Origin of the sequence: Kitasatospora sp. NPDC002040 (genome assembly GCF_040296785.1) — a bacterium.
GTDB lineage: Bacteria > Actinomycetota > Actinomycetes > Streptomycetales > Streptomycetaceae > Kitasatospora.
On record NZ_JBEOXV010000003.1, the window covers coordinates 15766 to 41466 of the forward strand.

The 25701-nt window shown below is 72.4% G+C and carries 27 protein-coding genes and 1 tRNA gene; 16 read left to right on the forward strand and 12 right to left on the reverse strand.

Annotation, left to right across the window (positions count from 1 at the left end; translation table 11 throughout):
• Positions 1–70: 70 nt before the first annotated feature.
• Positions 71–292: a hypothetical protein gene (locus ABT118_RS10300; RefSeq protein WP_350656986.1), complete on the forward strand. Its 222-nt coding sequence runs from the start codon at positions 71–73 to the stop codon at positions 290–292.
• Positions 293–327: 35 nt separating this feature from the next.
• Here the strand turns inward: ABT118_RS10300 and mscL are convergent, their stop codons facing one another.
• The 5 genes from mscL to ABT118_RS10325 form a co-directional block, all read right to left on the reverse strand.
• A complete protein-coding gene (gene mscL / locus ABT118_RS10305; RefSeq protein ID WP_350657005.1) occupies positions 328–744 on the reverse strand; it encodes a large conductance mechanosensitive channel protein MscL in 417 nt (138 codons plus the stop codon).
• 71 nt (positions 745–815) lie between these two features.
• Positions 816–1115 carry a hypothetical protein gene (locus ABT118_RS10310; protein WP_350657014.1) on the reverse strand — a complete coding sequence of 100 codons (300 nt, stop codon included), beginning with the start codon at positions 1113–1115 and terminating at the stop codon, positions 816–818.
• A gap of 199 nt (positions 1116–1314) precedes the next feature.
• Positions 1315–1608, reverse strand: a complete 294-nt coding sequence (locus tag ABT118_RS10315) for an FmdB family zinc ribbon protein (protein WP_350657024.1) — start codon at positions 1606–1608, stop codon at positions 1315–1317.
• A gap of 80 nt (positions 1609–1688) precedes the next feature.
• Positions 1689–2987 carry an MFS transporter gene (locus ABT118_RS10320; protein ID WP_350657038.1) on the reverse strand — a complete coding sequence of 433 codons (1299 nt, stop codon included), beginning with the start codon at positions 2985–2987 and terminating at the stop codon, positions 1689–1691.
• A gap of 297 nt (positions 2988–3284) precedes the next feature.
• The gene (locus ABT118_RS10325) at positions 3285–4769 is read right to left on the reverse strand and encodes a potassium/proton antiporter (protein WP_350657049.1); all 1485 of its coding nucleotides are present in this window, start codon (positions 4767–4769) and stop codon (positions 3285–3287) included.
• A 274-nt stretch (positions 4770–5043) separates the two neighbouring features.
• On the opposite strand from ABT118_RS10325, the gene ABT118_RS10330 reads away from it, so the two are divergent.
• Positions 5044–7764 (forward strand): penicillin acylase family protein, encoded by a 2721-nt coding sequence (locus ABT118_RS10330; protein ID WP_350657063.1) that lies wholly within the window; start codon positions 5044–5046, stop codon positions 7762–7764.
• Between the two features lie 15 nt (positions 7765–7779).
• Here ABT118_RS10330 and ABT118_RS10335 read toward each other — a convergent pair whose 3' ends face one another.
• Entirely contained in the window at positions 7780–8358 is a 579-nt protein-coding gene (locus tag ABT118_RS10335) for a 5-formyltetrahydrofolate cyclo-ligase (protein ID WP_350657076.1), read from the reverse strand.
• Between the two features lie 81 nt (positions 8359–8439).
• On the opposite strand from ABT118_RS10335, the gene ABT118_RS10340 reads away from it, so the two are divergent.
• From ABT118_RS10340 to ABT118_RS10385, 10 genes are all read left to right on the forward strand, one after another.
• Positions 8440–9291, forward strand: a complete 852-nt coding sequence (locus ABT118_RS10340; RefSeq protein WP_350657089.1) for a GGDEF domain-containing protein — start codon at positions 8440–8442, stop codon at positions 9289–9291.
• A gap of 70 nt (positions 9292–9361) precedes the next feature.
• Entirely contained in the window at positions 9362–10285 is a 924-nt protein-coding gene (gene galU, locus ABT118_RS10345; protein ID WP_350657100.1) for a UTP--glucose-1-phosphate uridylyltransferase GalU, read from the forward strand.
• Positions 10286–10305: 20 nt separating this feature from the next.
• Positions 10306–11607 (forward strand): molybdotransferase-like divisome protein Glp, encoded by a 1302-nt coding sequence (glp, locus tag ABT118_RS10350; RefSeq protein ID WP_350657114.1) that lies wholly within the window; start codon positions 10306–10308, stop codon positions 11605–11607.
• A gap of 108 nt (positions 11608–11715) precedes the next feature.
• A complete protein-coding gene (gene moaC, locus ABT118_RS10355) occupies positions 11716–12147 on the forward strand; it encodes a cyclic pyranopterin monophosphate synthase MoaC (RefSeq protein ID WP_350664978.1) in 432 nt (143 codons plus the stop codon).
• Complete coding sequence (locus tag ABT118_RS10360; protein WP_350657137.1) at positions 12144–12701, forward strand: MogA/MoaB family molybdenum cofactor biosynthesis protein; 558 nt, start codon at positions 12144–12146, stop codon at positions 12699–12701. Before moaC ends, ABT118_RS10360 begins: the two co-directional genes overlap by 4 nt.
• 14 nt (positions 12702–12715) lie before the next feature.
• Positions 12716–13324, forward strand: a complete 609-nt coding sequence (locus ABT118_RS10365) for a GNAT family N-acetyltransferase (protein WP_350657150.1) — start codon at positions 12716–12718, stop codon at positions 13322–13324.
• A gap of 150 nt (positions 13325–13474) precedes the next feature.
• Complete coding sequence (gene sepX, locus ABT118_RS10370) at positions 13475–14440, forward strand: divisome protein SepX/GlpR (protein ID WP_502884520.1); 966 nt, start codon at positions 13475–13477, stop codon at positions 14438–14440.
• Between the two features lie 57 nt (positions 14441–14497).
• A tRNA-Ala gene (locus tag ABT118_RS10375) sits at positions 14498–14571 on the forward strand.
• 406 nt (positions 14572–14977) lie between these two features.
• On the forward strand, positions 14978–15433 hold the full coding sequence (locus ABT118_RS10380) for a bacteriocin immunity protein (RefSeq protein WP_350657166.1): 456 nt from the start codon (positions 14978–14980) through the stop codon (positions 15431–15433).
• A 61-nt stretch (positions 15434–15494) separates the two neighbouring features.
• Positions 15495–15776 (forward strand): hypothetical protein, encoded by a 282-nt coding sequence (locus tag ABT118_RS10385; protein WP_350657173.1) that lies wholly within the window; start codon positions 15495–15497, stop codon positions 15774–15776.
• 4 nt (positions 15777–15780) lie between these two features.
• On the opposite strand, the gene ABT118_RS10390 is transcribed toward ABT118_RS10385, so the two are convergent.
• From ABT118_RS10390 to ABT118_RS10400, 3 genes are all read right to left on the reverse strand, one after another.
• Entirely contained in the window at positions 15781–16308 is a 528-nt protein-coding gene (locus ABT118_RS10390) for a hypothetical protein (protein ID WP_350657183.1), read from the reverse strand.
• Between the two features lie 141 nt (positions 16309–16449).
• Positions 16450–16866: a hypothetical protein gene (locus ABT118_RS10395; RefSeq protein WP_350657190.1), complete on the reverse strand. Its 417-nt coding sequence runs from the start codon at positions 16864–16866 to the stop codon at positions 16450–16452.
• Between the two features lie 143 nt (positions 16867–17009).
• Positions 17010–17810 (reverse strand): leucine-rich repeat domain-containing protein, encoded by an 801-nt coding sequence (locus tag ABT118_RS10400; protein WP_350664983.1) that lies wholly within the window; start codon positions 17808–17810, stop codon positions 17010–17012.
• A gap of 209 nt (positions 17811–18019) precedes the next feature.
• On the opposite strand from ABT118_RS10400, the gene ABT118_RS10405 reads away from it, so the two are divergent.
• Positions 18020–19561 carry a M28 family metallopeptidase gene (locus ABT118_RS10405; RefSeq protein ID WP_350657203.1) on the forward strand — a complete coding sequence of 514 codons (1542 nt, stop codon included), beginning with the start codon at positions 18020–18022 and terminating at the stop codon, positions 19559–19561.
• A gap of 193 nt (positions 19562–19754) precedes the next feature.
• Positions 19755–20702 carry a GNAT family N-acetyltransferase gene (locus ABT118_RS10410; RefSeq protein WP_350657222.1) on the forward strand — a complete coding sequence of 316 codons (948 nt, stop codon included), beginning with the start codon at positions 19755–19757 and terminating at the stop codon, positions 20700–20702.
• Positions 20703–20789: 87 nt separating this feature from the next.
• Here the strand turns inward: ABT118_RS10410 and ABT118_RS10415 are convergent, their stop codons facing one another.
• From ABT118_RS10415 to ABT118_RS10425, 3 genes are all read right to left on the reverse strand, one after another.
• Positions 20790–21659 (reverse strand): peptidase, encoded by an 870-nt coding sequence (locus tag ABT118_RS10415; protein WP_350657237.1) that lies wholly within the window; start codon positions 21657–21659, stop codon positions 20790–20792.
• A gap of 2 nt (positions 21660–21661) precedes the next feature.
• Complete coding sequence (locus tag ABT118_RS10420; protein WP_350657251.1) at positions 21662–22981, reverse strand: VWA domain-containing protein; 1320 nt, start codon at positions 22979–22981, stop codon at positions 21662–21664.
• 83 nt (positions 22982–23064) lie between these two features.
• Complete coding sequence (locus ABT118_RS10425; RefSeq protein ID WP_350657264.1) at positions 23065–23769, reverse strand: TetR/AcrR family transcriptional regulator; 705 nt, start codon at positions 23767–23769, stop codon at positions 23065–23067.
• 104 nt (positions 23770–23873) lie between these two features.
• Between ABT118_RS10425 and ABT118_RS10430 the strand changes: the two genes are divergently transcribed.
• Both ABT118_RS10430 and ABT118_RS10435 read left to right on the forward strand, forming a co-directional pair.
• Positions 23874–25061, forward strand: a complete 1188-nt coding sequence (locus ABT118_RS10430; RefSeq protein ID WP_350657284.1) for an FAD-dependent monooxygenase — start codon at positions 23874–23876, stop codon at positions 25059–25061.
• Positions 25062–25151: 90 nt separating this feature from the next.
• Complete coding sequence (locus ABT118_RS10435; protein WP_350657292.1) at positions 25152–25661, forward strand: DUF1269 domain-containing protein; 510 nt, start codon at positions 25152–25154, stop codon at positions 25659–25661.
• The last annotated feature ends 40 nt before the right edge of the window (positions 25662–25701 follow it).

Sequence of the window (25701 nt, forward strand, 5' to 3'; positions counted from 1 at the left end):
GGCGGGGTCCGTCGCCGTTGCGGCCTAGGCTGGAGGGACGCAGCAGGGCAGTGGGAGCAGTGGAGAGGACGTGGTCGCGGTGCCGGAGCAGCAGCCCGAGCAGGGGCCCGGGCAGGGGCCCGAGCAGCAGCGGGAGGCGGAGCCGAGGCCCCGGCCGAAGCTGGTCTTCGAGGACCCGTTCGACCGGCAGACCAGCGACGACACCGATCAGGGCTGGGGCGGCGCGGGGGAGGGCCCGGGGCGCGGGATCGACTGGTACCGGAGTCAGCGGCCGCCGCACCACGGGGGGTAGCGGAACGGCGGCCGGACGGGCGGCGGGGGTGCGGTTCAGCGCTGGCGGACCAGTGCGTCCCGGATCTCGGTGAGCAGCGCGACCTCCTTGGCCTCCGCCTCGGCGGCCTCCTCGACCGGGGTCTTGTACTTGGCCATCAGCCGCTTGGTCGGGACGATCAGGAGGAAGTAGACCACCGCTGCGGTGATCACGAAGCTGAGCACGGCGCTGAGCACCGAGCCCCAGAGGATGAAGATGCCGGAGGTGACCTTCCCGGTGGCGTCCACCGCGCAGGGGCCCTTGAGGCAGGACGAGTAGGCCGACAGGTCCTTGGTGCCGAACACCCCGACCAGGGGGTCGATGACACCGTTGACGAAGGCGTTGATGACTGTGGTGAAAGCCGCGCCGATGACGACGGCGACGGCGAGGTCGATGACATTGCCGCGGAGCAGGAATTCCTTGAAGCCCTTCATGCCGCGCTGAACGATGCCGGGTCGGATCGGTCACGGGTGAATCCGTCGGCGCCGGGTTGACGCCCACCCGGCTAGGACGGTGGAGCCGCCCCGGGGCAGCGGGGTGCGGACGCGGCCTCGGCGGTGACCACGGGTGCCGAGGTCGGCGGGGGTGGACCGGGGCGGAGCGGGCCGGCCGCGAGGGCGGTGGCGGCGGCCAGCAGGCCGGTGGTGAGCAGGCCCGGACGGTACCGGACGGCCCGCTGGAGCCGGTGCCGCCCGCCGGAGCCGCGGCGGATCGGCGGGAAGGCCGGGACCACCTGGCGGGGCGGTACGGCGGGAGCCGTGCTGGGCACGGCGGCTCGGGTGTGCAGGGCGTGCAGGGTGGCCATGGGGCACCGCCTCCGATCGGAACGCGTGGTCGCGGGATCAGAGTGCGGGCAGGTCGCAGGAGCGGCCGGTACGGAGCCGGAGCCTGTGGACAACCCGGGGGCTGTGGACAACCGGTGTCACCCGCACGGGTGTGGAAAACGCCGACGGGCCCGGCCCCGCACCGAAGTGCGCGGACCGGGCCCGTCGGAACGGACGGTCTCAGCTGGTCGAGGTCGAACCCGACGAGGAGCTGCTCGAAGCCGCCGGAGCGGGCGTCGAGGCGGCCGGGGTCGAAGGCGTCGAGGACGACGCCGGGCTCACCGAGCTGCTGGACGAGGAACGGCTGTCGGTGCGGTAGAAGCCGGAGCCCTTGAAGACCACGCCCACCGCCGAGAAGACCTTGCGGAGGCGTCCCTGGCACTCGGGGCACGTGGTCAGCGCGTCGTCGGTGAACTTCTGCACCGCCTCCAGGCCGGTCCCGCACTCGGTGCACTGGTACTGGTACGTGGGCACTTGGCTTCCTCCTGCACTTCCCCCTGGCACTCTCGCCTGATGAGTGCTAACGATCCTCAATCATGCGGCATTCCGCGGGATCAGTCCAGCGCCACCGGTGTGAGAACGGACGCCTGCCCGCCGCCGAGGGCTCCGCCCCTGGCCACGGTACGGCTCGGGGTGCTCGGCGGGACCAGCAGTCCGCGCATGGTCAGCAGGGCGACCAGGCCGAGCCCGGCGCCCACCATCGGCACCACGAACCCGCCCGAGGCGCCGAAGCGGTCGATCAGCAGACCGGCCGCGGTGGAGCCGGTCGCCAGGCCGAGGCCGATCGCGCCGGTGAGCCAGGTGAAGGCCTCCGTCTTGGCGCCGTCCGCGACCAGGGTCTCGACCAGGGTGTAGCCGGTGATCAGGGTCGGGGCGATGGCCAGGCCGCAGAACAGCCCGGCGATCGCCAGCGCGGTCAGGTTCGGCATCGCCCACAGGGTGGAGCAGCCGAGCACCAGCAGCGCGTAGCAGCCGAGCATCCGCTGCCGGGGCGCGTGCCGCCAGGCGATCAGCCCGTACAGCACGCCGGCCAGCATCGAGCCGCCGGCGAACACGCCGTAGACGGTGCCGCTCATCCCGGCCCGGCCCGCGTTCTCGGCGAAGGCGGTGACCGAGACCTGCATGGCGCCGAAGACGGTGCCCACGCCGAGGAAGGAGCCGGCCAGCAGCCGGACGCCGGGGGAGGAGAGCGCGGAGACGCGCGCCGCGCCCGCCGCCCGGGGGTGCCGGACCGGGGCGGTGGAGCGCTGGGCGGCGAAGGCCAGGCCGCCGGCCACGGTCAGCGCGGCCTCGGCGATCAGGCCGGCCGAGGGGTTGAAGCCGGTGGCGATGGCGGTGGCCAGCACCGGGCCGATCACGAAGGTGAACTCGTCGGTGACCGACTCGAAGGCGAACGCCGTGTTCAGCGTGGCGGGGGAGTCGGAGAGCCGGGACACCCAGCGGGCCCGGACCATCGCGCCGATCTGCGGGACGCTGGCACCGGCGGGTGCGGCGGCCAGGAACAGCGCCCAGACCGGCGCGTGGCCGAGGGCCAGCGCGATCAGTGCGCCGACCGAGAACGCGTGCACCACGATGCTGGGCACCAGCACGGCGGACTGCCCGTACCGGTCCGCCAGCCGGCCGGTCTGCGGGCCGATCAGGGCCTGTGCCACGGCGGCCACGGCCGCGACCGCGCCGGCCGTGCCGTAGGAGCCGTGGGTGTCGAGCACCAGCAGCACGATGCCCAGGCTGAGCATGGCGTACGGGAGCCGGGCTGCGAACGCGGGTGCCAGGAAGGTCCAGGCACCGGGGGTGCGGAGCAGTGCTCCGTACCCGACGCGGGTGGGGTTGTCTGCCGTTCGGCGGGCCGCCACGGTCGGTTCTTTCCGCTGCCTGGTAGCGCGGACGGGGTTGGGAGGCCCCGACGGCGCCGAGAGTCGTCCTCTCGCGCGTCGACCGGGGTGATACCGGGTCCGGCTGGCCGTCGTGGAAGCGGGGGCCAGGGGGCAGGAACTGCTGCGGACCGCGGCCGCCGAGCGGTCGCGCCAACTCTGCTTCAGGCAGATGTTGCGGATGTATCAGTTGATAGCAAATCTTTACCCGTCATCCTACGGGTCGGAAGGGCGGCGCGCCCAGCGAACCGAAGGTGAACGTCGCGTAAAACACATGAACTACCGCCCGCGCAGCCAGTCGGCCAGCTTGCCGCCCTGGTCCACCGCGCGCAGCCGGCGCTCGGTCGCCTCGCTGACCTCCTCGGTGGTGACCACCAGGAGTTCGTCCAGCGGCCGGAGCACGGTGGTCTTGTCGGGGACGAAGCTGCTGCCGTCGCGGACCACCAGGGTGACGGCGGCCCCGGCGGGCAGCCGGAGCTCGCTGATCTCGACCCCGGCCATCCGGGAGCCGGGCGGGAGCGTGACCGAGAGCAGCTGGCCGTGCAGGCGCTCCAGCGGCGCCGACTCGATGCCGAGGTCCTGGCCGAGCGAGCCCTCGGAGATCCGCAGCCACTTGGCCACCAGCGGCAGGGTGGGGCCCTGCAGCAGGGTGAAGACCACCACCAGGATGAAGACGATGTTGAAGACCTCGCGGGCCAGCGGGGCCTGCGCGACCAGCGGGATGGTGGCCAGCACGATGGGCACCGCACCGCGCAGCCCGGCCCAGCTGAGCAGGGCCTGCTCGCGCCAGGGCAGCCGGAACGGGGTCATCGTGAGCAGCACCGAGGCGGGCCGGGCCAGGAAGACCAGCACGGTGCCGATCACCAGCGCGGGGATGATCGCGCTGCCCATGCTGGCGGGGGTGCAGAGCAGGCCCAGCACCACGAACATGCCGATCTGCCCGATCCAGGCCAGCCCGTCCGCGAAGCCGCGGACCGCCGGGCCGTGCGGGAGCTTGGAGTTCCCGAGCACCAGCGAGGCGACGTAGACCGCCAGGAAGCCGGAGCCGTGCAGCAGCGCGCCGCCCGCGTAGGCGCCGACGGCCAGCGACATCACGGCGATCGGGTACAGGCCGGAGGAGGGCAGCGCCATGTGCCGGATCGCGTACGCGCCGAGCTTGCCGACCGCCAGGCCGACCGCCGCGCCGATCGCCAGCTCGGCGATGATCGTGCCGACCAGGACGTACCAGGAGTCCAGCGGCCCGCTGGTGGCGAAGGCCAGCACCAGGATCACCACGGGGGCGTCGTTGAAGCCGGACTCGGCCTCCAGCAGGCCGTTCAGCCGGGACGGCAGCGGGACGGTGCGCAGCACCGAGAAGACCGCGGCCGCGTCGGTGGAGGAGACGATCGCGCCGAGCAGCAGCGCGGTGCGCCAGTCGAAGCCGGCCAGGTAGTGCGCGCCGGCCGCGGTGACCGCGACGCTGACCGCGACGCCCGCGGTGGCCAGCGCGGTGGCGGCCGGCATCACGGGCTTGATGGACCGCCAGCTGGTCTTGAGACCGCCCTCGGCGAGGATGACGACCAGCGCGGTGTAGCCGAGTACCTGGGTCAGCTCGGCGTTGTTGAACTCGATGCCGAGCCCGTTCTGACCGAGCGCCACGCCGATGCCGAGGTAGATCAGCAGGCTGGGGAGGCCGGAGCGGGTCGAGATGCGCACCGCGACCACCGCGACCAGCAGGACCACGGCGGCTTCGAGCAGAAAGCGGTTCAGGTCGTCGACAGTCACGCAGTGGCACCTCGGCAGAGAGAGCGGGCGGGCTGATGGAGCGTCTGGAGGCAGCGTCCGGCAGGGGACCTGACGGTCCGTCCGATCGGGATCGTTACCCAGTCTAACATTTTACCTGTTCTTTTACCTTCGGCCGACCAGCTTCCGCTCAGGTGGGCCCGGTAGGGTCCCACTGATCCGACCGGGGGCGCCCCGCGTGCAGCTCCGTCAGGCCGTGCGCCCTAATGTGGTGGTCTGTCACGGCCGCCCGTCTCCCAGCCAAGGACTCAACCAGATGCCCCGCTCGAAGAGGTTCCGGCGCGCTCGTCTGTTCGTGCTCGTGCTGGTCGTGCTGCTGATCGCCGGCACGGCAGGCGCCGGTTTCTTTGCCGTGCACACCGTCCGCTCCTCCTTCCCGGTGGTCGAGGGCAGCGTCAAGGTGGCCGGGATGACCGCACCGGTGGACGTGAAGCGCGACGCCAACGGCATCCCGCAGCTCTACGCGGACAGCTCCGAGGACCTGTTCCGGGCCCAGGGCTACGTCCAGGCGCAGGACCGGTTCTGGGAGATGGACGTCCGCCGGCACATCACCGCCGGGCGGCTGTCCGAGATGTTCGGCTCCGGCCAGGTCGAGACCGACTCCTTCCTGCGCACCATGGGCTGGCGCCGGGTGGCGCAGGAGGAGTACGACAGCAAGCTCGCCGAGGACACCAAGAAGTACCTCCAGGCCTACAGCGACGGCGTGAACGCCTGGCTGTCCGAGCACTCCGGCAGCTCCGCCTCGCTGGAGTACGGCCTGCTCGGCGCGGTGAACGGGGACTACAAGCCCGAGCCGTGGAACCCGGTCGACTCGGTCGCCTGGCTCAAGGCGATGGCCTGGAACCTCTCCGGCAACATGCAGGAGGAGATCGACCGCTCGCTGCTGGCCCAGGACTTCGGCCCGGAGAAGATCGACCAGCTCTACCCCGCCTACCCGTACGAGCGCAACGGCACCATCGTGACCGGCGCCGTCGGCACCGACGGGGCCTTCCGCCCGTCCGGGGGCTCGGCCACCGCCGCCCAGGGCACGGCCTCCACCGTCCAGGGCCGGGCCGCCACCGAGTCGCTGCTCAAGGGCGTGGCCGACCGGATCGGCGCGGTGCCGCAACTGCTGGGCCGCCAGGGCCAGGGCATCGGCTCCAACTCCTGGGTGGTCAGCGGGGAGCACACCACCACCCGCAAGCCGCTGATGGCCAACGACCCGCACCTCGGCCCGTCCATGCCCTCCACCTGGTACCAGATGGGCCTGCACTGCCGGAACGTCGGCGCGGCCTGCCAGTTCGACACCGCGGGCTTCACCTTCGCCGGCCTGCCCGGCGTGGTGATCGGCCACAACCAGAACATCTCCTGGGGCTTCACCAACCTGGGCGCCGACGTGACCGACCTCTACCTGGAGAAGGTCACCAGCCCGGACACCTACCTGGTGGACGGCAAGCAGAAGAACTTCGAGACCCGCAAGGAGACCATCAAGGTCGCCGGCGGCGAGGACCGCACCATCGTGGTCCGCACCACCGACCGGGGCCCGCTGATCTCCGACAAGAGCACCGAGGAACAGAACGTCGGCAAGTACGCCCCGGCCGACAACGCCCCCGACCGGGCGGCCGGTTACGGCGTCGCCCTGCAGTGGACCGCGCTGATCCCCGGCAAGACCATGGACGCGGTGTTCAAGCTGGACCGCGCCGCCGACTGGGACGGCTTCCGGGCCGCGGCGGCCGACTTCGCCGTCCCGGCGCAGAACCTGATCTACGCCGACACCAAGGGCAACATCGGCTACCAGGCCCCCGGCATGATCCCGCAGCGCACCAAGGGCGACGGCCGATACCCGGCCCCGGGCTGGGACTCCTCGTACGGCTGGAACAAGGAGTTCCTCCCGTTCAAGGCGCTCCCGTACAGCTGGAACCCGGTGTCCGGCTACATCGTCACCGCCAACCAGGCCGTGGTGGACCCGAACTCCTACAAGCCGCTGCTGACCAAGGACTGGGAGTACGGCACCCGGGCCAAGGAGATCGAGACCCAGATCACCGACCGGCTGAAGAACGGCGGCAAGATCTCGCCGGACGACATGCGGGACATCCAGCTCGACAACACCAGCGTGATGGCCAGGACCCTGGTGCCGCTGCTGCTCAAGGTCAGGATCGACGACCCGTACGTGCGCGAGGCCCAGGACCTGCTGAAGGACTGGAACTTCCACCAGGACGCCGACTCGGCCGCCGCCGCCTACTACAACGCCGTCTGGCGCCAGCTGCTCACGCTCGCCTTCGGCCAGAAGTTCCCGGCCGACCTGCGGGCCGAGGGCGACTGCCTGCTGGTCCGGCAGAAGCGCGACTCCACGCTGCCGGACGACGACCTCAACCCGGCGCCGCCGGTCACCGTCTGCGGCACCCGCGACCCGGGCCAGGCCCAGCCGGACGGCGGGGACCGCTGGACCGAGGTGGTGCGCGGGCTGCTCACCCAGCCGGAGAGCCCCTGGTGGGAGTACAAGGACGCGAACCACCAGGCGCAGAAGGGCCTCGGCAACCTGCTGGCCGAGTCGCTGAAGAACGCCCGGCAGGAGCTGACCGCCAAGCTCGGCAAGGACATCGCGACCTGGAGCTGGGGCCGGCTGCACACCCTGACCCTGACCGAGCAGACGCTCGGCAAGGACGACTCCTCGATCGCCTCCGGGCTGGTGCACAAGCTGCTCAACCGGGGCCCGTACCAGCTCTCCGGCGGCACCGCGGCGGTCAACGCGGCGGGCTGGAACGCGGCGGCGGGCTACCAGGTGGACTGGGTGCCGTCGATGCGGATGGTGGTCGACCTGAGCGACTTCAACGCCTCCCGCTGGATCAACGTCGGCGGGGCGTCCGGGCACGCGTTCCACGAGAACTACAACGACCAGACCGAGCTCTGGGTCAAGGGCGAACTGCTGCCCTGGGCCTGGTCGCCCGAGGCGGTCGAGCAGGCCACCAGGCACAAGCTGGTCCTGACCAGGGGCTGACGGTGAGTCAGCAGCTCAGCCGTTCAGCCGGTGCACGCCCGACGGGGTGACCGCGGCGTGCACCGGCAGGTCGTGCGGCTCGGCCGGGACGGTGTCCAGCAGCTCGGTGTCGTACAGCAGGGTGGCCAGCACCGGTGCGGCCCGCCGCCGGGTCAGCCGGGCCAGCACCCGGTCGTAGGAGCCGCCGCCGCGGCCGAGCCGGATGCCCCGGCGGTCCACTGCCAGGCCCGGCAGCAGCACCAGCGCGGCCGCGCAGACCGCGTCCGGGCCGAGCCGGGGGCCGGTCGGCTCCAGCAGGCCGCGTCCGGCCGGGGCGAGCGCGTCCGGGCCCTCGTACTCGGCCCAGTCCAGGTCGTTGTCGGGCAGCAGGACGGGCAGCAGCACCCGGACCCCGTCCGCCCGCAGCGCGTCCAGCAGCGGCCGGGTGCCGGGCTCGCCGCCGACCGAGACGTACGCCGCGACGGTCTGGCCCGCCCGCGCGAGCGACCCGGCGTGCAGGGCGAGCCGCGCGGCGGCGTGCTCCCGCCGTTCGGGGGAGAGTTCACGCCGTTCTGCCAGCAGCCGTGACCGGAGGCCGGTCTTGTCGTTGTGCACTGGATACTCCTTGGTCCTGCTCCGGCCCGCGGCCCGCACCTTCGCCCCGGTGCACAGAGCCTGACATGTGGAAGGCACCGGATGCCCACCCCGTTCCTGGTCCAGGCGCTGGCCGTGCTGAGCGCACCGGCGCTCGGCGCCGTCGCCCTGACGGGTCTTCGGCTGCGCCGAAGGGCCGCCGACGCCGAGACCCGGGAGGCCGCGCTGCGGCTCCGGGTCGACGAGCTGACCGCCGAGCGGGACGTGCTCCAGCGCACCGCCTCCTGCGACCCGCTCACCGGGGTGTGGAACTACCGGCACCTCCAGCTCACCCTGGACCGCGAGGTGGAGCGCTCCCGCCGGGTCGATCCGGGCGCGGAGCCACGGCAGTTGGCGCTGCTGATGCTGGAGATCGCCGGCTTCGAGGCGGTGGTCGCCGAGCACGGCCGGGGCCGGGGCAACGCGATACTGCGCGACCTCGCCCAGCGGCTGAGCGTGGAGATCCGCCGCTCGGACACCCTGGGCCGGTACGGCGGCGAGGAGTTCCTGGTGGTGCTGCCCGACACCGGCCTGGACGGTGCGGTGCAGGTGGCCGAGCGGCTCTGCTGGTCGGTCCGCAGGCACCAGTTGCTCGACTGGTCCCCGGCCGGCCCGGGCCCCGATCGGGTGTCCGGGAGCAACGGCCTCACCGCCGCGGTCGGGATCGCCGTGCTGCCGGAGGACGGTGCGCACGCGGCCCTGTTGCTGCGCGCGGCCGACCGCGCGCTGGCCGCGGCACGCGCCACCGGCGGCGACTGCTGGCGCGGTGCGGCCGAGCTGACCGGCCGGGAGGGGACGGAGCACCCCGGCCGGACCGGTAATCTGTCGCCCTGTGACGAGGAGGCCCCCCTCACCTCCGCCGGCACTGCCCACACGACGGCCGCCGTGGCTGCTGCACGTGACGCAGGTGCCTGACCGGTGTGGTTCATCACCGGTTAATCCTGCTCTCAGCCCGGTGGAACCCCGCCTTAGTAAGGTCTGACGTATGACGACGACGAACGCCCGCCGCCTCCCTGTCACCAAAGCCGTGGTGCCGGCTGCCGGGTTGGGTACCCGCTTCCTGCCCGCCACCAAGGCGACCCCGAAGGAGATGCTGCCGGTCGTCGACAAGCCCGCGATCCAGTACGTCGTCGAGGAGGCGGCCGCAGCGGGCCTCTCCGACATACTGATGGTCACCGGCCGCAACAAGCGGGCGCTCGAGGACCACTTCGACCGCGCCTACGAGTTGGAGGAGCTGCTGGCCCGCAAGGGCGACCAGGACAAGCTCCGCCGGGTCCAGGAGTCGGTCCAGCTGGCCAACATGCACTACGTCCGCCAGGGCGACCCGAAGGGCCTCGGCCACGCCGTCTCGGTGGCCGAACAGCACGTGGCCGGACAGCCGTTCGCGGTCCTGCTCGGTGACGACCTGATCGACCCGCGCGACCCGCTGCTGTCCCGGATGATCGAGGTCCAGCAGGAGCTCGGCGGCTCGGTGGTGGCGCTGATGGAGGTCGAGCCGGAGCAGATCCACCTGTACGGCTGCGCCGCCGTCAAGGCCAACGGCTTCGGCGAGGACGTCTTCCGGATCACCGACCTGGTGGAGAAGCCGGACACGGCCGACGCCCCTTCGAACTACGCGGTGATCGGCCGTTACATCCTCGACCCGGCCGTCTTCGACGTGCTGCGCGAGACCGAGCCCGGCCGGGGCGGCGAGATCCAGCTGACCGACGCCCTGCGCGAGTTGGCGACCCGGGACGAGACCGGCGGCGGCCCGGTGCACGGCGTGCTCTTCAAGGGCCGCCGCTACGACACCGGCGACCGGGCCGACTACCTTCGCGCTATCGTCCGTCTGGCGTGCGAACGTGAGGACCTCGGCCCGGACTTCCGGTCCTGGCTCAAGGACTTCGTCGCCACGGAGATGCAGGGCTGACGAGAAGGCGAGTGTGAGCGATGACCGGGACGACTTCCGACTCCTGCTGCGAGGAGACCCCGGCACCGCCGCGCATGTGGAGCGTGGACGAGCATCTGGCGGACGTCCTGTCAGATGTCGTCCCGCTCCCGGCGATCGAGCTCCAGCTGCTCGACGCCCAGGGCTGCCGACTGGCCGAGGACGTCGACTCCGGGGTCGACCTGCCGCCCTTCCACAACAGCTCGATGGACGGCTACGCGGTCCGCACGGCCGACACCACCGGGGCCACCGAGCAGTACCCCTCGGTGCTCACGGTGGTCGGCGAGATCGCGGCCGGCGCCGGTGAACTCCCCAAGGTGGGCCCCGGGCAGGCCGCCCGGATCATGACCGGTGCGCCCATGCCGCCCGGCGCCGAGGCGGTCGCCCCGGTCGAGTGGACCGACGGCGGCACCGGCACCGGCCGGGCCGCCGACGCCATGACCGCCGCGCCCTCCGACCGGGTCGAGGAGGTCCGGGTGCTCCGCCCGGTCGCCGAGGGCGCGCACATCCGCCGCCGGGGCAGCGACCTCTCGGCGGGGGAGCGGGTGCTGGAGGCGGGCGCCCTGCTCGGCCCGACCCAGCTCGGCCTGCTCGCCGCGATCGGCCGCGGCACCGTCCGGGTCCGCCCCCGGCCGCGGGTGGTGGTGCTCTCCACCGGCAGCGAACTGGTCCAGCCCGGCGACCCGGTGGGCCCCGGCCAGATCTCCGACTCCAACAGCTTCACCCTGACCGCCGCCGCCCTGGACGCGGGCGCGATCGCCTACCGGGTCGGCGGCGTGCCGGACGACGCGGCGGTGCTGCGCGCGGTGCTGGAGGACCAGCTCGGCCGGGCCGACCTGATCGTCACCAGCGGCGGGGTCAGCGTCGGCGCGTACGACGTGGTCAAGGAGGTCTTCGCCGAGTACGGGGAGATGGACTTCCGGCGGCTGCGGATGCAGCCCGGCAAGCCGCAGGGCTTCGGCCGGATCCAGGGCACCCCGCTGCTCGCCCTGCCGGGCAACCCGGTCAGCTCGTACATCTCGTTCGAGCTGTTCGTCCGCCCGGTGATCCGCACCATGATGGGCGCCCCCGACATCCACCGGCCGGTGGTCCGCGCGGTCTGCACCGCCGACCTGCGCTCCCCGGCCGGGCGGCGGCAGTTCCTGCGCGGCTGGTACGCGGACGGCGAGGTGGCCCCGGTCGGCGGCGACGGCTCGCACCTGGTCGGCGCGCTGGCCCGGGCCAACTGCCTGATCACCGTCCCGGAGGAGGAGACCGCGGTGGCGGCCGGACGCACCGTGGATGTGGTCCTTCTCACGGGCTGACCGGGGCGGGGCTGTACGGTAGCGCGGTACTTGACCCGTGCCACCGTGGAGTCCCCCTTGTCCGAAACACCGCGCCTCACCCACGTCGACGAGACCGGCGCCGCCCGGATGGTGGACGTCTCCGAGAAGGCCACCACCGTCCGCACGGCGGTCGCCGCCGGACGGGTCCGGGTGGCCGCCCGGGTGATCGAGCTGCTGCGCGGCGAGGGCGTCCCCAAGGGCGACGCCCTCGCGGTGGCCCGGATCGCCGGGATCATGGGCGCCAAGAAGACCCCGGACCTGATCCCGCTCTGCCACCCGATCGCGATCTCCGGCGTCACCGTCGAGCTCACGGTGGCGGACGACGCCGTCGAGATCACCGCCACCGTGCGCACCGCCGACCGCACCGGCGTCGAGATGGAGGCCCTGACCGCCGTCGCGGTGGCCGGGCTGACCGTGATCGACATGGTCAAGGCGGTCGACAAGGGCGCCGCGATCGAGCACGTCCGGGTGCTCAGCAAGACCGGCGGCAAGAGCGGCGACTGGACGGCCTCGCTGTGAGGGCGCTCGCCGTCACCGTCTCCAACCGGGCCTCGGCCGGGGTGTACGAGGACCGGGGCGGCCCGCTGGTCGCCGAGGGCCTGCGGGCGATGGGCTTCACCGTGGACGGGCCGCAGGTGGTCCCGGACGGCGAGCCGGTCGAGGCCGCGCTGCGGGCCGCCGTGGCGGCCGGGTACGACGCGGTGGTCACCACCGGCGGCACCGGCATCTCGCCGATGGACCTGACCCCGGAGATGACCGCCCGGGTGATCGACCGTCAGATCCCGGGCATCGCCGAGGCCATCCGGGCGTACGGCCGGGAGAAGGTGCCCACCTCGGCACTGTCCAGGGGGCTGGCCGGGCTGGCCGGACGTACCCTGATCGTCAACCTGCCGGGCTCCACCGGAGGTGTCAAGGACGGCCTCGCCGTGCTGACGCCGCTGCTCCCGCACGCCGTGGACCAGCTCGGCGGCGGCGACCACGTACGGGCCGCCGACGGACCTGCCTCCGGTGCACCGGCTTCCGACGCACCGGCCTCCGCCGGACCGGCCCTCGATGAAGGGAGCGCGCCCTGAACGCCTCCTGGCAGGTGGAGCTCCTGGAGGGGGAGGTCGCGCTGCGCCCGATCCGGGTCCGCGACCAGCGATCCTGGCAGGAGGTCAGCCAGCGCAACCGGGACTGGCTGCGGCGCTGGGAGGCCACCGTCCCCCCGGCCGGGCCCGGCCGGGCCGGAGTGCCCAGACCGACCTTCCGGCAGATGGCCCGCTACCTGCGGCACGAGGCCGGCGCGGGCCGGATGGTGCCGTTCGTGGTGCTGCACCGGGGCCGCCTGGTCGGCCAGCTGACGGTCGGTGGGATCACCTGGGGCTCGATGTGCTCGGCCAACATCGGCTACTGGGTCGACGAGTCGGTGGCCGGCCGGGGCATCATGCCGACCGCCGTCGCCCTGGCCGTGGACCACTGCTTCGGCACCCTCGGCCTGCACCGGATCGAGGTCTGTATTCGGCCGGAGAACCTGCCGAGCCGCCGGGTGGCCGAAAAGCTCGGCTTCCGCGAGGAGGGAATGCGGCCGCGCTATCTGCACATCGACGGCGACTGGCGTGACCACCTGGTCTACGTGCTGCTCGCCGAGGAGGTGCCGGAGGGCATGCTGGCGCGCTGGCGGTCGGTCAGGAGCCGTGGCCGGACCGGTAATTGAATAAGTGTTCGAAATAGATATCGATATGGCATCGGGCGCCGACCGAGTGGTCACAAATACCGGCAAAATAGTCGGAGAATCAGCTTGATCACACGACACGCCGCGCCAAATTGCTGCCGGGCCTTCCCCCGCGCCCGTACCGTGTGAAACATGCGCAGTAGCGGCCTTATCTACGCGGTCATCGTAGGGGCCTGGGCTGCCTATCTGGTGCCGATGTGGCTCCGCAGGCAGGACGAGCTCAACGAGGCGCGTCCGACGGAACGCTTCAGTACCGCGATCCGCCTGCTGGCCGGACGGTCGGCCATGGAGCGGCGGGCGACCCGGGTGCTTGGCGACGACGACGAGACCTCTCCCGAATCGGCTCCCGCCCCGGCGGCGGACACCGATCCCCCAGCCATGGCCCCGGCACCCGCCGAACCGGCCCCCGCGGTGCCGCCGGTCTCCGCCGCCGCAGCCGCCTCGGCGGCCGCGGCCGCACGCGGTTCGGTCGAACGCCGGGCCCGCCTGCTGGCCCGGCGCCGCCGGATGGTCACCACCCTCTTCCTGGCCTTCGCCGTCGGTGCGGTGGCCGCGGCGGTCCTCGGCGTCGCCTTCCTCTGGGTGCCCGCCCTGCCCGCCCTGCTGCTCACCCTCTACATCGGCCACCTGCGCCGGCTGGAGCGCCAGCGGTACGAGGTCAAGCTCGACCGCACCCGGGCCGCCCGGGACGCCGAGCGGCTCCGCGACCGCGAGCGGGCCCGGCCCGCCGCACCCCGGCCGGCCGCCGAGCCCGCTCCGGTCGCTGCCGCCGCCGTCCCGGCGCCCGCCGAGGGCCGCCCGCACCTGCGGCTGGCCACCACCGACTCCGCCCTGGTCGAGGCGACCGACCACGAGGAGTGGGTCGACGGCATGCGCGAGCGCGCCGCCGCCGGCCCCGACTCCTGGGAGCCCGTCCCGGTGCCCCTCCCCACCTACGTCACCGCCCCGGTGGCCCCCCGCTCCACCCGCGGCCTCGACCCCCGCTCCACCTGGGACGCCGGCCGCAGCACCGAGGCCCGCAACACCCAGCTCTTCGACCAGTACGCCGACCCCGCCGAGGCGGACCACCCCTCCAGGCCCCGCGCCGCGAACGAGTAGCGCAGGTGAGGGGTGGTCACGAGCCCCCGCGAAGAAGTGCTAGAGTTTCTTCTCGTTGGGGCTGTGGCGCAGTCCGGTAGCGCACCTCGTTCGCATCGAGGGGGTCAGGGGTTCGAATCCCCTCAGCTCCACCCAATGTCAAAGGCCCTCCCGGGATCGTCCGGGAGGGCCTTTGATCGTCAGTGCGGCAGTCAAGCACGCCAACTGCTCCGGGGGCTCCAGCAGTTCGGCCGCGATGTGCACCGGGGGCCGGACGGAGCAGATACCGAACCTGACCGACGACCGCCTCTGCTGGTTGGCGGTCCGGGATCGGCGGCGACCTGCGACGCGAGGCGGCCTCGAGCCGGATGTACGCCTACGCCTTCGCGGTCGACAGTCTGAACCCTGATGAGCGGAAGCACCTCCGGTCCACCGGCCAGGTCCCCGACTGGTTCCTGGCCGACGTCGAGTGCCGTGCGGCGCAGTCCTCGAACGCACCCTTCCGATCATGCCCAGGCCGCCAGGGCGGGCAGTGGGAGACCGCGCATAATGCAGGGCATGGATCTGCGACCGGAGCTCCTCCCACCGCCCGTGTCCCCGCAGCGCCTCGCGGAGCTCGGCCGTGAGATCGAGCGGATCGCCGACCTGACCCTTCAGGGCGAACCCGGTGCGGACGAGGCGATCGCCGCCTTCAACGAGCTGACCGGGCACCGGTACGAGCCGCTCGACTTCGTTGAGTACCAGGGGTCGCGCAGTCTGGAGGGTCTTGCCGCGGAGTCCGCCCGCCCGGCCCGTCCCCGGGTACCCGGCATCACCCGCCACGAACTCTCCGAGCTCGTCCACCGGGTCCAGGACGCCGATCCGGACGCCGACTACTACCTGCGGCTGCTCGAAGCCAATCTGCCCCACCCGCGCGTGGCAGACCTGATCCTCCAGCCGGCGCCCGGAACCGAGGGCGTCACCGCCGAGCAGATCGTCGACGCGGCATTGAGCTACCGCCCGATAGCCCTGTGACAGAGCATCAGTGCTCGCCGCCCCGGTGAAGCGCCTGCGTGTCCGCCGGTACGGTACGGACATGGGCCGAACGACGAAGCCGTACGGATCTGAGGTCGGCACACCGACACATCTCGTCCTGTACCGGACCCCTGACCGGTGGCGGTATGCCGCCTACTTCGAGGGACCCGCCGGCATCATGGACGGCGGATTGGCGGACACCCCGGTGTCGAGCCGGTCTGTGACCGCGCAGACCGCCTTGCACCGCACGGTGGAGGAGTTCACGCGGCGTCAGCTGGTCGTGTGCTGGGAGCCGGGCGACCAACTGGACTGGTGGAGCGGGACTGTGGTCAAGGAGCGGTGACGGTTCACGGCAGGTGCTTGCGTACTTCCTGCCAGGCGACAAGCTGGTCCGTGGTCGGGCTGGGCTGCAGGAGGGCGAGCAGTCTGTCCAGGTGGGCGGTCATGTTCTTGTGACGGCGTAGCTCGCCTATCTGCTCGATCGGGAGGTCGGGCCAGCCCACGGACAGGGTGCCGGCCTCAGCGGAATCGAGAGCGAGTGCCGCGAGGGTGTCGGCAGCGAGCGTCTCGGGATTCCAGTCGGGGTCCGTGTCGGGGCCGAGATGCCCGATGATCCAGATGCGGAGGGCGAAAGCCTGCTGGGCCGTTCGCGCCTGATTCCATGGGTCGTCGCCGCGCAGCCGCCTGTTGGCGAGCAGGGACAGCTTGGCCCACCGCAGACGGACGTGCTTCGGCTCCTCGGATCGGTAGGCGTGGAACTGGGCGAACTCCCGGATCTGCTCCAGCACTCGGCCGCACTGGGTTGCGGCAAGGGCTTCGAGGTCCTCGACGGTCCACGTGTCGATACTTCGGATGGGTTCGTCGTGGGCGGCCACGTCGCTCAACGTCCCTCGTCTCTGAATCGTGGGGAGGCCGACAGTAGCGCCGCTGCGGGACCGGCGGTCGACCTGTCCGACCACGCAGGCTCATGCCTGATCCGGCAGTTCGCCTGGCGGCTGCACAGCCTCAGGCAGGTCTCAGCTGCGCTCGGTGAGCCATAGGGCGAGTCGGCTTGCGAGCGGATCGAGGGCGGTGGGGGCGGGGTCGGGTGTTCCCGCCAGAGGGACACTGCCGGAGTGGTACTGGAAGAAGAAGCTCAGCTCCCCGTCGGCAGCGGCGAGGGAGGCCAGGGGGAGCAGGGGGTCGGCCCCGGCCATGAACCGAGGGCTCGTCCACTCCGGCGAGATCTCGGCGATCGGGGAGCCCTCGGCGCGGTTCCAGCCAAGGAACATCACCCAGCGGGCGCCGCGCATGCGGAGCGGGTAGTTGGCCACCCGGGTCATGAAGTCGCCCAGGGTGGTGGCGCTGTCGAAGGCGCCGTCCTGCTGGTGCGGAGCATTGCAGTCGTCCCCCATGCAGACGCTGTCTCGCGTCAGGACCACGTTCACTGTCATGCCCGGCACGGTAGTCCGCGGATACGATTATCGTCAACCTGACGCTAACTGCCCGACTGGGGTGGCCGCCGGATGCAGTGATTCGCTTTCTACGAGTGGCTGCATCGGTCGCCCGGGCGGCGGCCCGTGCGTATGACGGGAGGTCAGGCGTAGTCGGCCGTGGGCTGGGCGATCCCGGGGCCACCCGTGTGAGGGGTCTGGACGTAGTCGCCCGGAGGGGTGGGGAGAGACTGGATGCAGGCTTCGGAGCAGGCGTTGACCAGGAGCGGAAGTACGTCGGTGGCAACCTGCAGGGAGATCCACGCCTGGTGGATCCCGATCCCCTCCAATGACCGGTCGCACACACTGCACGTGCTGACCGAGGCGGCACCCCATTCTCCGGGCTCGACGTCGTCGAGGCCGTGGGTGCCCGTCACCGCGCGGCCGGTGTGAAGAGGGGGGAACGGTGGGCGGACCTTCTCGTTCCCGTACAGGGCGCGTGTGCTGACGGTGCTTCGTTTCAGGCTCGGGCACCTGGTCAGCTCGTACGGGAGCCAGTGCAGCCGGTACGACGTGTACGGGGTGAACTCCTGCAGGCTGGTCATGGCGCCGATCTCCGGGGGGATCCGAACCAGGTTGCTGCCGTAGAGGATGAAGTGCTCGACCGCGGTGAGCTTCGCGATGGTGGTCGGGAGAGTGACGATCTGCCGCCGCTCCTGCGGACTCATGTCAGCCAGCGGTCGAAACACCTCGCGCCCGTCGGCGGCCGCTTCGTCGATCAGCGCCAGGAGGTGCTGCCAGGCCGGCGACGAGGTGTCCTGCCGATCGTTGTGGAAGCGGACCCGGCGCCGGTTGGTGACCCGGTACTGGTCGAAACAGGTGCAGATGTCGCGGTGGGAGACGCTGCTGCCCGGGGCCGGGGCCGACGTGTCGCCCAACGACTTCGGCCCTGTTTCGTTCGCCATGGCGTACAAGATACGGAGCCGCTGGTGCGCCATCGCGGGCGGACGGGCAATGGGTCGGGCACCCGGAGCGGACGTACCGTCAGGTGAGGGTGCTCCCGCAGGGCTGGTGGGGCGGATTCCCGGCTTTTGGTGGGCAGGGGACGGCGGTGTCGCTACGGTCGCTCCACACTCCTCGTACGTTATTGACGGATTGTCGGAGGAATCACACCATGAACTCTCGTACCCGTCGTTCGGCCACCGCCGCACTGGCGGTGGCCGCGCTGACCATGCCGGTGCTGCTGGTCGGTGTCACCGGGGCGGCTGCCCATGACCATGGGCCCGATCCGGCGAAGAAGGCGGCGCAGCTGGCCGCGAAACTGGTGGAGCGGAGCAGTGGCAAGGGCGCCAGGACGACGCTGGAGCGGCTGCAGCGGATAGCGGACCGGAACGGCGGCAACCGGGTGGCGGGGTCCCCGGGGCATGCCGAGTCGGCCGAGTACGTGGCCAGGCAGGCCCGGGAGGCAGGGCTGAAGGTCACCAAGCAGGAGTTCGACTACGTCTTCAACGAGACCCTGGCGGAGCGGCTCGCGGTGGTCTCGCCGACGGCCGAGCAGCTGGTGGTGACGGCCATGACGTACTCGGCCGCCGGGCCTGAGGGCGGGCTGGTGGCGCCGCTCGCGGTGGTGCCGGTGGATGCGACCAGCGGGTGCGAGCCGGAGGACTACGCGGCGGGCTCGGTGATCGGGCGGATCGCGCTGATCAAGCGCGGTGGCTGCGGCTTCGCGGTCAAGCAGACCGCCGCGGCGGCGGCCGGTGCGGTCGGCGTGCTGGTCTACAACAACACGGACGGGGAGCTGGCGGGGACGCTCGGCGACCCGAAGCTGGCCCGGGTGCCGATCGGCGGGCTGGCGCAGTCGACCGGTGAGGCGCTGGCGGCCAAGGCGGCCGCGGGGCCGGTCACGCTGAACCTGGACATCAGGACCAGGGTGGAGACCCGGAAGACCTGGAACGTACTGGCCGAGACCCGGGGCGGGGACGAGAACAGCACCGTGATGGTCGGCGCCCACCTCGACTCGGTGCTGGCCGGCCCCGGGATCAACGACAACGGCTCCGGCTCGGCGGGCATCCTGGAGGTGGCCCGGAACCTGTCGGACCGTCCGGTGAAGAACAAGGTCAGGTTCGCCTGGTGGTCGGCCGAGGAGTTCGGCCTGGTCGGCTCCAAGGCGTACGTCGCCGCGCTGCCGGCGGCCGAGCGGCAGAAGATCAAGCTGTACCTGAACTTCGACATGATCGCCTCGCCCAACTCGGCCCAGTTCGTCTACGACGGCGACGACTCGGACGGGGTCGGGTCGGGCCCGGGCCCGCAGGGTTCGGCCCAGATCGAGCGGCTGATCAACGGCTACCTGGACGGGCGGCGGAAGCCGCACGAGGGCACCGACTTCACCGGGCGCTCGGACTACGGCCCGTTCATCGAGGCGGGCATCCCGGCCGGCGGCACCGCCACCGGGGCCGAGGGCATCAAGACCGAGGCGCAGGCGGCGAAGTACGGCGGCACGGCGGGCGTCGCGTACGACAAGTGCTACCACGCGGCCTGCGACACCCTGGCGAACCTCGACCCCCGGGCCTTCGACCTCAACATCGACGTGATCGCGCACGCGGTCGGCACCTACGCCTGGGACCTCTCCTCGCTCGCCCTGCCGGTCGTCCCGGAGCGCACCACGGGCGGATCGGGCAGCGGGGGGCTGCACGACGGCCACGAGCTCACCGAATAACCGATGGACCGTCAGACCTGGCGCCGGGTAGTGTCCCGGCCGACGGCGCATCCGGCGCCAGGTCCGCTCCGGGCGGAGGAAGGAGGCATTCCGATGTACACCCCCGTTCTCTCGGCGCTTCCTTCCGGCACGGCTCGCTAGAGCACCGGACACTTCTGCACGGAAGCGCCTGCCGACTGTCTTCGGAGGCAGCGTGTTCTTCCGTCCCACCGTCGAGGCCGACCTCGACCTGGTTCTCTCCTGCAGCATCGACGAGCCCGTCTCCTGGGCCGACCCCGAGCGCTACCGCAGCATGCTCGACAACGGCGGCTACCGTCCCGCCCACACCTGGATCGCGCAGGACGCCGACGGGCGCCTGCTGGCCCGTGCCGTCTGGTGGGCCTTCCCCGAGAGCGACCGGCCACTGGCGCTGGACTGCGTCTGGGTGGCCCCCGAGGTCCCCGACCGGATCGCGCTGGCCGCCCGGCTGCTGGGCGCCGCCCACGAGGCCTTCCGCGCGGCCGGCTGGGACGAACTGCCCGAGTGGCACCTCTTCCTGGCACCCGGCTGGCGGGACGACCCGGCGGCGCTCGCCGCCCTGGAGTGGCGGATCGAGGCGGCCGGACGGAGCGGCCTGAAGGGCCGGTTGGAGCGGCTGCGGTACGAGTGGACGCCGGAGCTGCCGGTACCGGAGCCGAGCGGCCGGCTGGTCTTCCGGACCGAGCCGGACGACGAGGCGTTCGTCGAGGTGTTCCAGCGGGTGGCCGAGGGCAGCCTGGACGACGACACCCGGCGGAACCTGGCCCGGCTCGGCGCGGACGGGGAGGCCAGGGAGACGCTGGCCGGCTACCTGCGGATGCCGGGCGAGCGGGCGTGGTGGCTGCTGGCGTACACGCCCGAGGGCGGGCCGGCCGGCTTCGCCCTGCCCTCCGCCAACCAGGGCGGGCCGGTGGTCGGCTACCTCGGGGTGGTGCCGGAGCTGCGCGGCCGGGGGTACGCGGACGAGCTGCTCGGTGAGATCACCCGGTTCCACGCCGCGCGCGGGGCCGAGCGGATCGGGGCCGACACGGACCGGGACAACCGGCCGATGGCGGCCTGCTTCGACCGGGCGGGGTACCGCAACTTCGGGGTGCGGCTGGTGCTGACCGAGACCGCGGGCTAGCGGCTGCAGGGGATCGGCTCGACGGACAGGGGCGCGGGGACTGCACGGCCGGGCAACAGCCGCGCAGTCCCCGCGCCCCTTCCTGGTCTAGCCGAACGAACCGGGCTGCCCGGTGCCGGGGTTGGCCGGGCCCCGGCGCGGGGCGCCGCCGCGCGGGTGGCGGGTCAGGCGGTAGCCGAGGACGCCGGCCAGCGCGGCCAGGGTGCCGCCGCCGACGGTCCAGAACCAGCGGGTGTTGCGGCCCTGGAACGGAGCGGAGTACCAGTGGGTCTCCTCCTCCGCCGGGGCCACCGCGCGGTCGGTCGAACCGGCCGCAGCGGTGGGTGCCGCGGCCGCCGGGGAGCCGGCGTTGACCGGCGGGACCAGCGGTGCCCGCAGCTCACCGCCCTCGGGCTGGGCGTCGCCGGCCCCGCCCTTGCTGGTCAGCCGCAGCTGGACGCCGGCCGCCAGGCCGAGGTCGTTCTGCGGGACCTGACCGGCCGTCAGCCGGACGTAGTAGGTGCCCGGCAGCGGGTCGCCCGACCAGGGCTCGGCCCAGGACCGGATCTGCCGCAGGCTGCAGCGCAGCGCGACGGTGGCCGCCGCGGTCTCGGCGGTGGCGTCCTGCGGACCGGCGGTGCAGGACTGGCGCCGCCGCAGGCCGTCGAAGAGTTCGACCGACCAGCTCTGCGGCCCGTGCCGCTGGGCACTCGGCGGCAGCGTGACGGTCACGTCGACGGTGGTGGTCTGGCCCTCGGCGGCGCCGAAGGCCCAGTACAGGTAGTCACCGGTGGAGGCGGCCACGTCGGCGCCCTGCCCGGTGCCGAGCGCGGTGGCGGTGAGGAAGCTGGTGCCCGCGTCGTTCACCGGCACGGCAGCACCGGAGACGGACGGGGACGGGCTGGGGGAGGGGGAGGCCGCCATCAGCAGCGGTACCCCGGCGGCGAGCAGTGCGGCCCGCAGTGCAGTCGTACGCATCGTCAGTTCTCCCGCCAGACAGCGATTCGCCAGCGTGCCAGCCAGCCGGCCACCAGTCCGACCAGCAGACCGGTCAGGGTGAGCACCAGCAGCAGCACCCAGCCCCGGCCGAGCCCGGCGGACCAGCCGTCGGGGGCGGGGGAGGCGGCGGCCACGTCCACGGTCAGCTCCAGCGGCAGGCCGGGTTCGGCGGCGACGCCGGCGGCCGGGGCGAAGGAGTTGCTGACCACCAGGCAGACGGTCTCGTCCGCGGTGGCCGCGGCGGTCTTGCCGGACGGCGAGGCCGAGGCCTTCTTGGGTGAGGACCAGCGCACGCCGGTGGAGGCCACGTCGGTCCGTCCGCTGCCCGCGTCGGTGCCGCGCACCAGCTCCTGGCCGCTCAGGTCGGTGGCTTTCAGCAGCACGCCGTAGTCCCGGGCGAGCGCCCGGTCGAGCGAGATGCTGACCGAGGCCCGCAGCTCCTGGCCGGCCTTCACCGGCACCCGGTAGACCCGGTGCTCGGCGAACTTCTCCCGGTCGCTGTAGACGCCGGGGGTGAGCACCGGGGCGGTGTCGCACTGCTCGGTGCCGGTCGCCTTGGTCGGGGCGGTCCGGTTGGTGCTGCCCGCGCGGTTGACCAGCTGCTTGACCTTGTCGGTCAGCTGCTGCTGGCTCTGGACGTCGGTGAAGGTGCCGCCGGTGGCGTTGGCGATGCAGAGCAGCTGCTGGCGGGTCTTGTCGTCGTGCGAGAGCCCGAGCGTGTCGACCACCAGGTGGGTGCCGAGCGCGGCCAGTTCACGGGCCACCTCGCAGGGGTCGGGCGGGGCGCAGGAGTCCTCCCCGTCGGTGATCAGCACGATCCGGCGGGTGGTCGGCCCGGTGCCCAGGTCCTGGGCGGCGCCGCGCAGGGCGAGCCCGATCGGGGTCCAGCCGGTCGGCCGCAGGGTGGCCACGGCGGTCTTGGCCTCGACCTTGTTGGTCCGGCCCACGGGGTAGAGCTGCTTGGTGTCCTTGCAGCCCTCGACCTTGTTGTCGCCGGGGTAGGTCGCGCCGAGGGTGCGGATGCCGAAGTAGGTCTCCGACGGCAGCGCGTCGATCACCTCGTTCAACGACTGCTGGGCCACCGCCATCCGGCTCTTGCCCTGGATGTCGGTGGCCCGCATCGAGCCGCTCACGTCCAGGACCAGGTTGACCCGGGGCGGCTCGGCGGCCGCCCCGGGAGTGGTCTCGTCGGCCTGCGCGGGGAACCCGTGCAGGAGGGCCCCGGCGGATATCGCCAAGGCGGCCAGCAGCCCGAGTGGGCGGGCCGGCGATCGTCGTCTGGTGGTCGTCACCCGCCGCATCTTATGGATCATCAGTTCGGACGACCAAAGCGGCCCCGGACGGCCGGGAGTGCCGAACTCCACTGCCAGCCAAGGCGGTCAGGCTAGCCGCGCCCGTCGATCAGCACCCCGAGCCCGTCCAGGAAGCAGCGCAGCCCGAACTCCAGCGCCTGGTCCTGCCCTTCCTGCGCGGCGGCCGCCATCGCGGCGGCGGTGGCCGGGTACGCGTCCCGGTGAGTGGCGATCAGGCTGCCGAGGGTGGCCAGCAGTTGTTGCTCCGGGCTGCCCTCGGGGCCGGCTGCGCGGGACTGCTGGGCGATCGCGCGGACGTGGCCGGCCAGGACGGCCACCACGTCCAGGCGTTCGGCGCCGGTCAGCGCGGTGTCGGCCAGGGCGGCCACGGCCGCCTCCATCCAGCCGAGTTCGGTCGGGCCGATCAGCCGGGGGCCGACGGTGGCGTCCAGCAGCCAGGGGTGCCGGCCGAAGACGGCGGCGAGCTGCCGGGACCAGTCGGCGAGCGGTTCGCGCCAGCCGGTGCCGCTGAGCTCGGGCGCCTGGCCGATCGCCGCGTCGACCATCAGGGTGACCAGCTCGGCCTTGCCCGGCACGTACCGGTAGAGCGACATCTTGGTGTAGCCGAGCAGCCCGGCGACCTGTTGCATCGAGAGCCCGGCCAGCCCTTCGGTGTCCGCCAGTTCGATGCCCGCCGCGGCGATCTGACCCAGGCTCAGGGCCGCCTTGGGGCCCCGAGTGGGTCTGGGCGGCGGCCCCCAGAGCAGCCGTGCGGCCGGGCTCGGATCCTCGTCCACGCCCACTCCCTTCCCTTGGTGCTTGCGCCGGTCCTGAAACTGCGTCTACTGTACACAGTATTGATCCGCGTCCGGCGGACACAGTTTCTGAACGGGGAGTCACCATGGGCAAGAGCGTGCTGATCTCGGGTGCGAGCATCGCCGGTCCGGCGCTGGCCTACTGGCTCGGCCGGTACGGCTTCCGCCCGACCGTGGTCGAGCTGGCCCCGGCCCTGCGCGAGGGCGGCCAGGCGGTCGACTTCCGCGGCGAGACCCACCTCGGCGTGCTGGCGCGGATGGGCGTGCTGGACGAGCTGCGCCGGGTCGAGACCGGCGGCCGGACCTGCACCTTCGTCGACGAGAAGGGCCGTCAGGAGCTGCACCTGCCAGCCGAGTTCACCGGCGGCGACCTGGAGGTACTGCGCGGGGACCTGTCCCGGGTGCTGTACGAGGCGAGCCTGCCGTACACCGAGTACGTCTTCGGCGACTCGGTCACCGGCCTGACCGAGACCGCCACCGGCGTCCGGGTCGCCTTCCGGCACGGCGCCCCGCGCGAGTTCGACCTGGTGATCGGCGCCGACGGCCTGCACTCCAACGTCCGCCGGATCGCCTTCGGCCCGGAGGAGGAGTTCGTCACCCACCTCGGCTACTACGCCGCCACCTGGCAGCTGCCCAACCACCTCGGCCTGGGCCGGGAGGCCGTCGGCTGCAACACCCCCGGCCGGCTGGCCCAGCTCGGCGGCGGCCACCGCGACCCGGCGGTGGCGGACGCCTTCGTGGTCTTCGCCGCGCCGCAGCTGAGCTACGACCGGCACGACCCGGCGGAGCAGAAGGCGCTGATCGCCGAGCAGTTCGCCGGGGTCGGCTGGGCGGTGCCCGGGATGCTGGAGTCGCTGCGGCAGGCGCCGGAGCTGTACTTCGACTCGATCAGCCGGGCCGACGTGCCGGTCTGGTCGAAGGGCCGGATCGCACTGGTCGGCGACGCCGCCTGCGGCGCGACCATCGGCGGCATGGGCACCGGCACCGGTGTGGTCGCCGCGTACGTGCTGGCCGGGGAGCTGGCCCGGGCCGCCGGTGACCACCGGGCCGCCTTCACCGCGTACGAGGGCCGACTGCGCGGGTACGCCCAGGGCTGCCAGCAGGGCGGTGACCGGACCGGTAAGTTCCTCGCCCCCGGGCGGATCGGCCGGTGGCTGCGCAACACCATGCTGAACCGGCCCGCGCTGCTGACCTGGATGCTCAACGAGGGCAGGAAGGTCACCGCCCTCGATCTGCCGGGCTACCCGGCGGAGCATGCCGCGGTCGCCCGGTGAATATCGGACACACCGGCACCAACTGCCATAAATATGGCTAATCCTCGTTAGGGTGCCTGTGAAGCCCGTCGAGTTGGAAGGACCATCCCCGTGAGCAACCTGTTCGCGATCGCCTACCCCGACCTCGCCACCGCCGAGCAGGTCCGCAGCACCGTGGTCGGCCTGCAGAAGCAGAAGCTGATCGACCTCGAGGACGCCGTCGTGGTCGAGCGCCGCCAGGACGGCAAGATCAAGCTGCACCAGGCCGTCTCCACCACCGGCGCCGGCGCCGCGTCGGGCGCCCTCTGGGGCGGGGTGATCGGCCTGCTGTTCTTCATGCCGTTCCTCGGCGCGGCCGTCGGCGGCGCCACCGGTGCGGCCGTGGGCGCCTCCACCGACGTCGGCGTGGACGACAACTTCATGCGCCAGGTCGGCGAGCACCTGACCCCGGGCACCGCCGCGGTCTTCCTGCTGGTCCGCAAGGCCACCGCGGACAAGGTGATCCCGGCGGTCGCCCAGTACGGCGGCCAGATCATCCAGACCTCGCTGAGCGCCGAGGCCGAGGCCGAGCTGCGCGCCACCGTGGAGGCCGCCCGGGGCGAGGCGCCCGCAGGCGTCTGACGCTCCCTCGGCAGGGGCGGGAGGGCCTGACCGGGCCCGC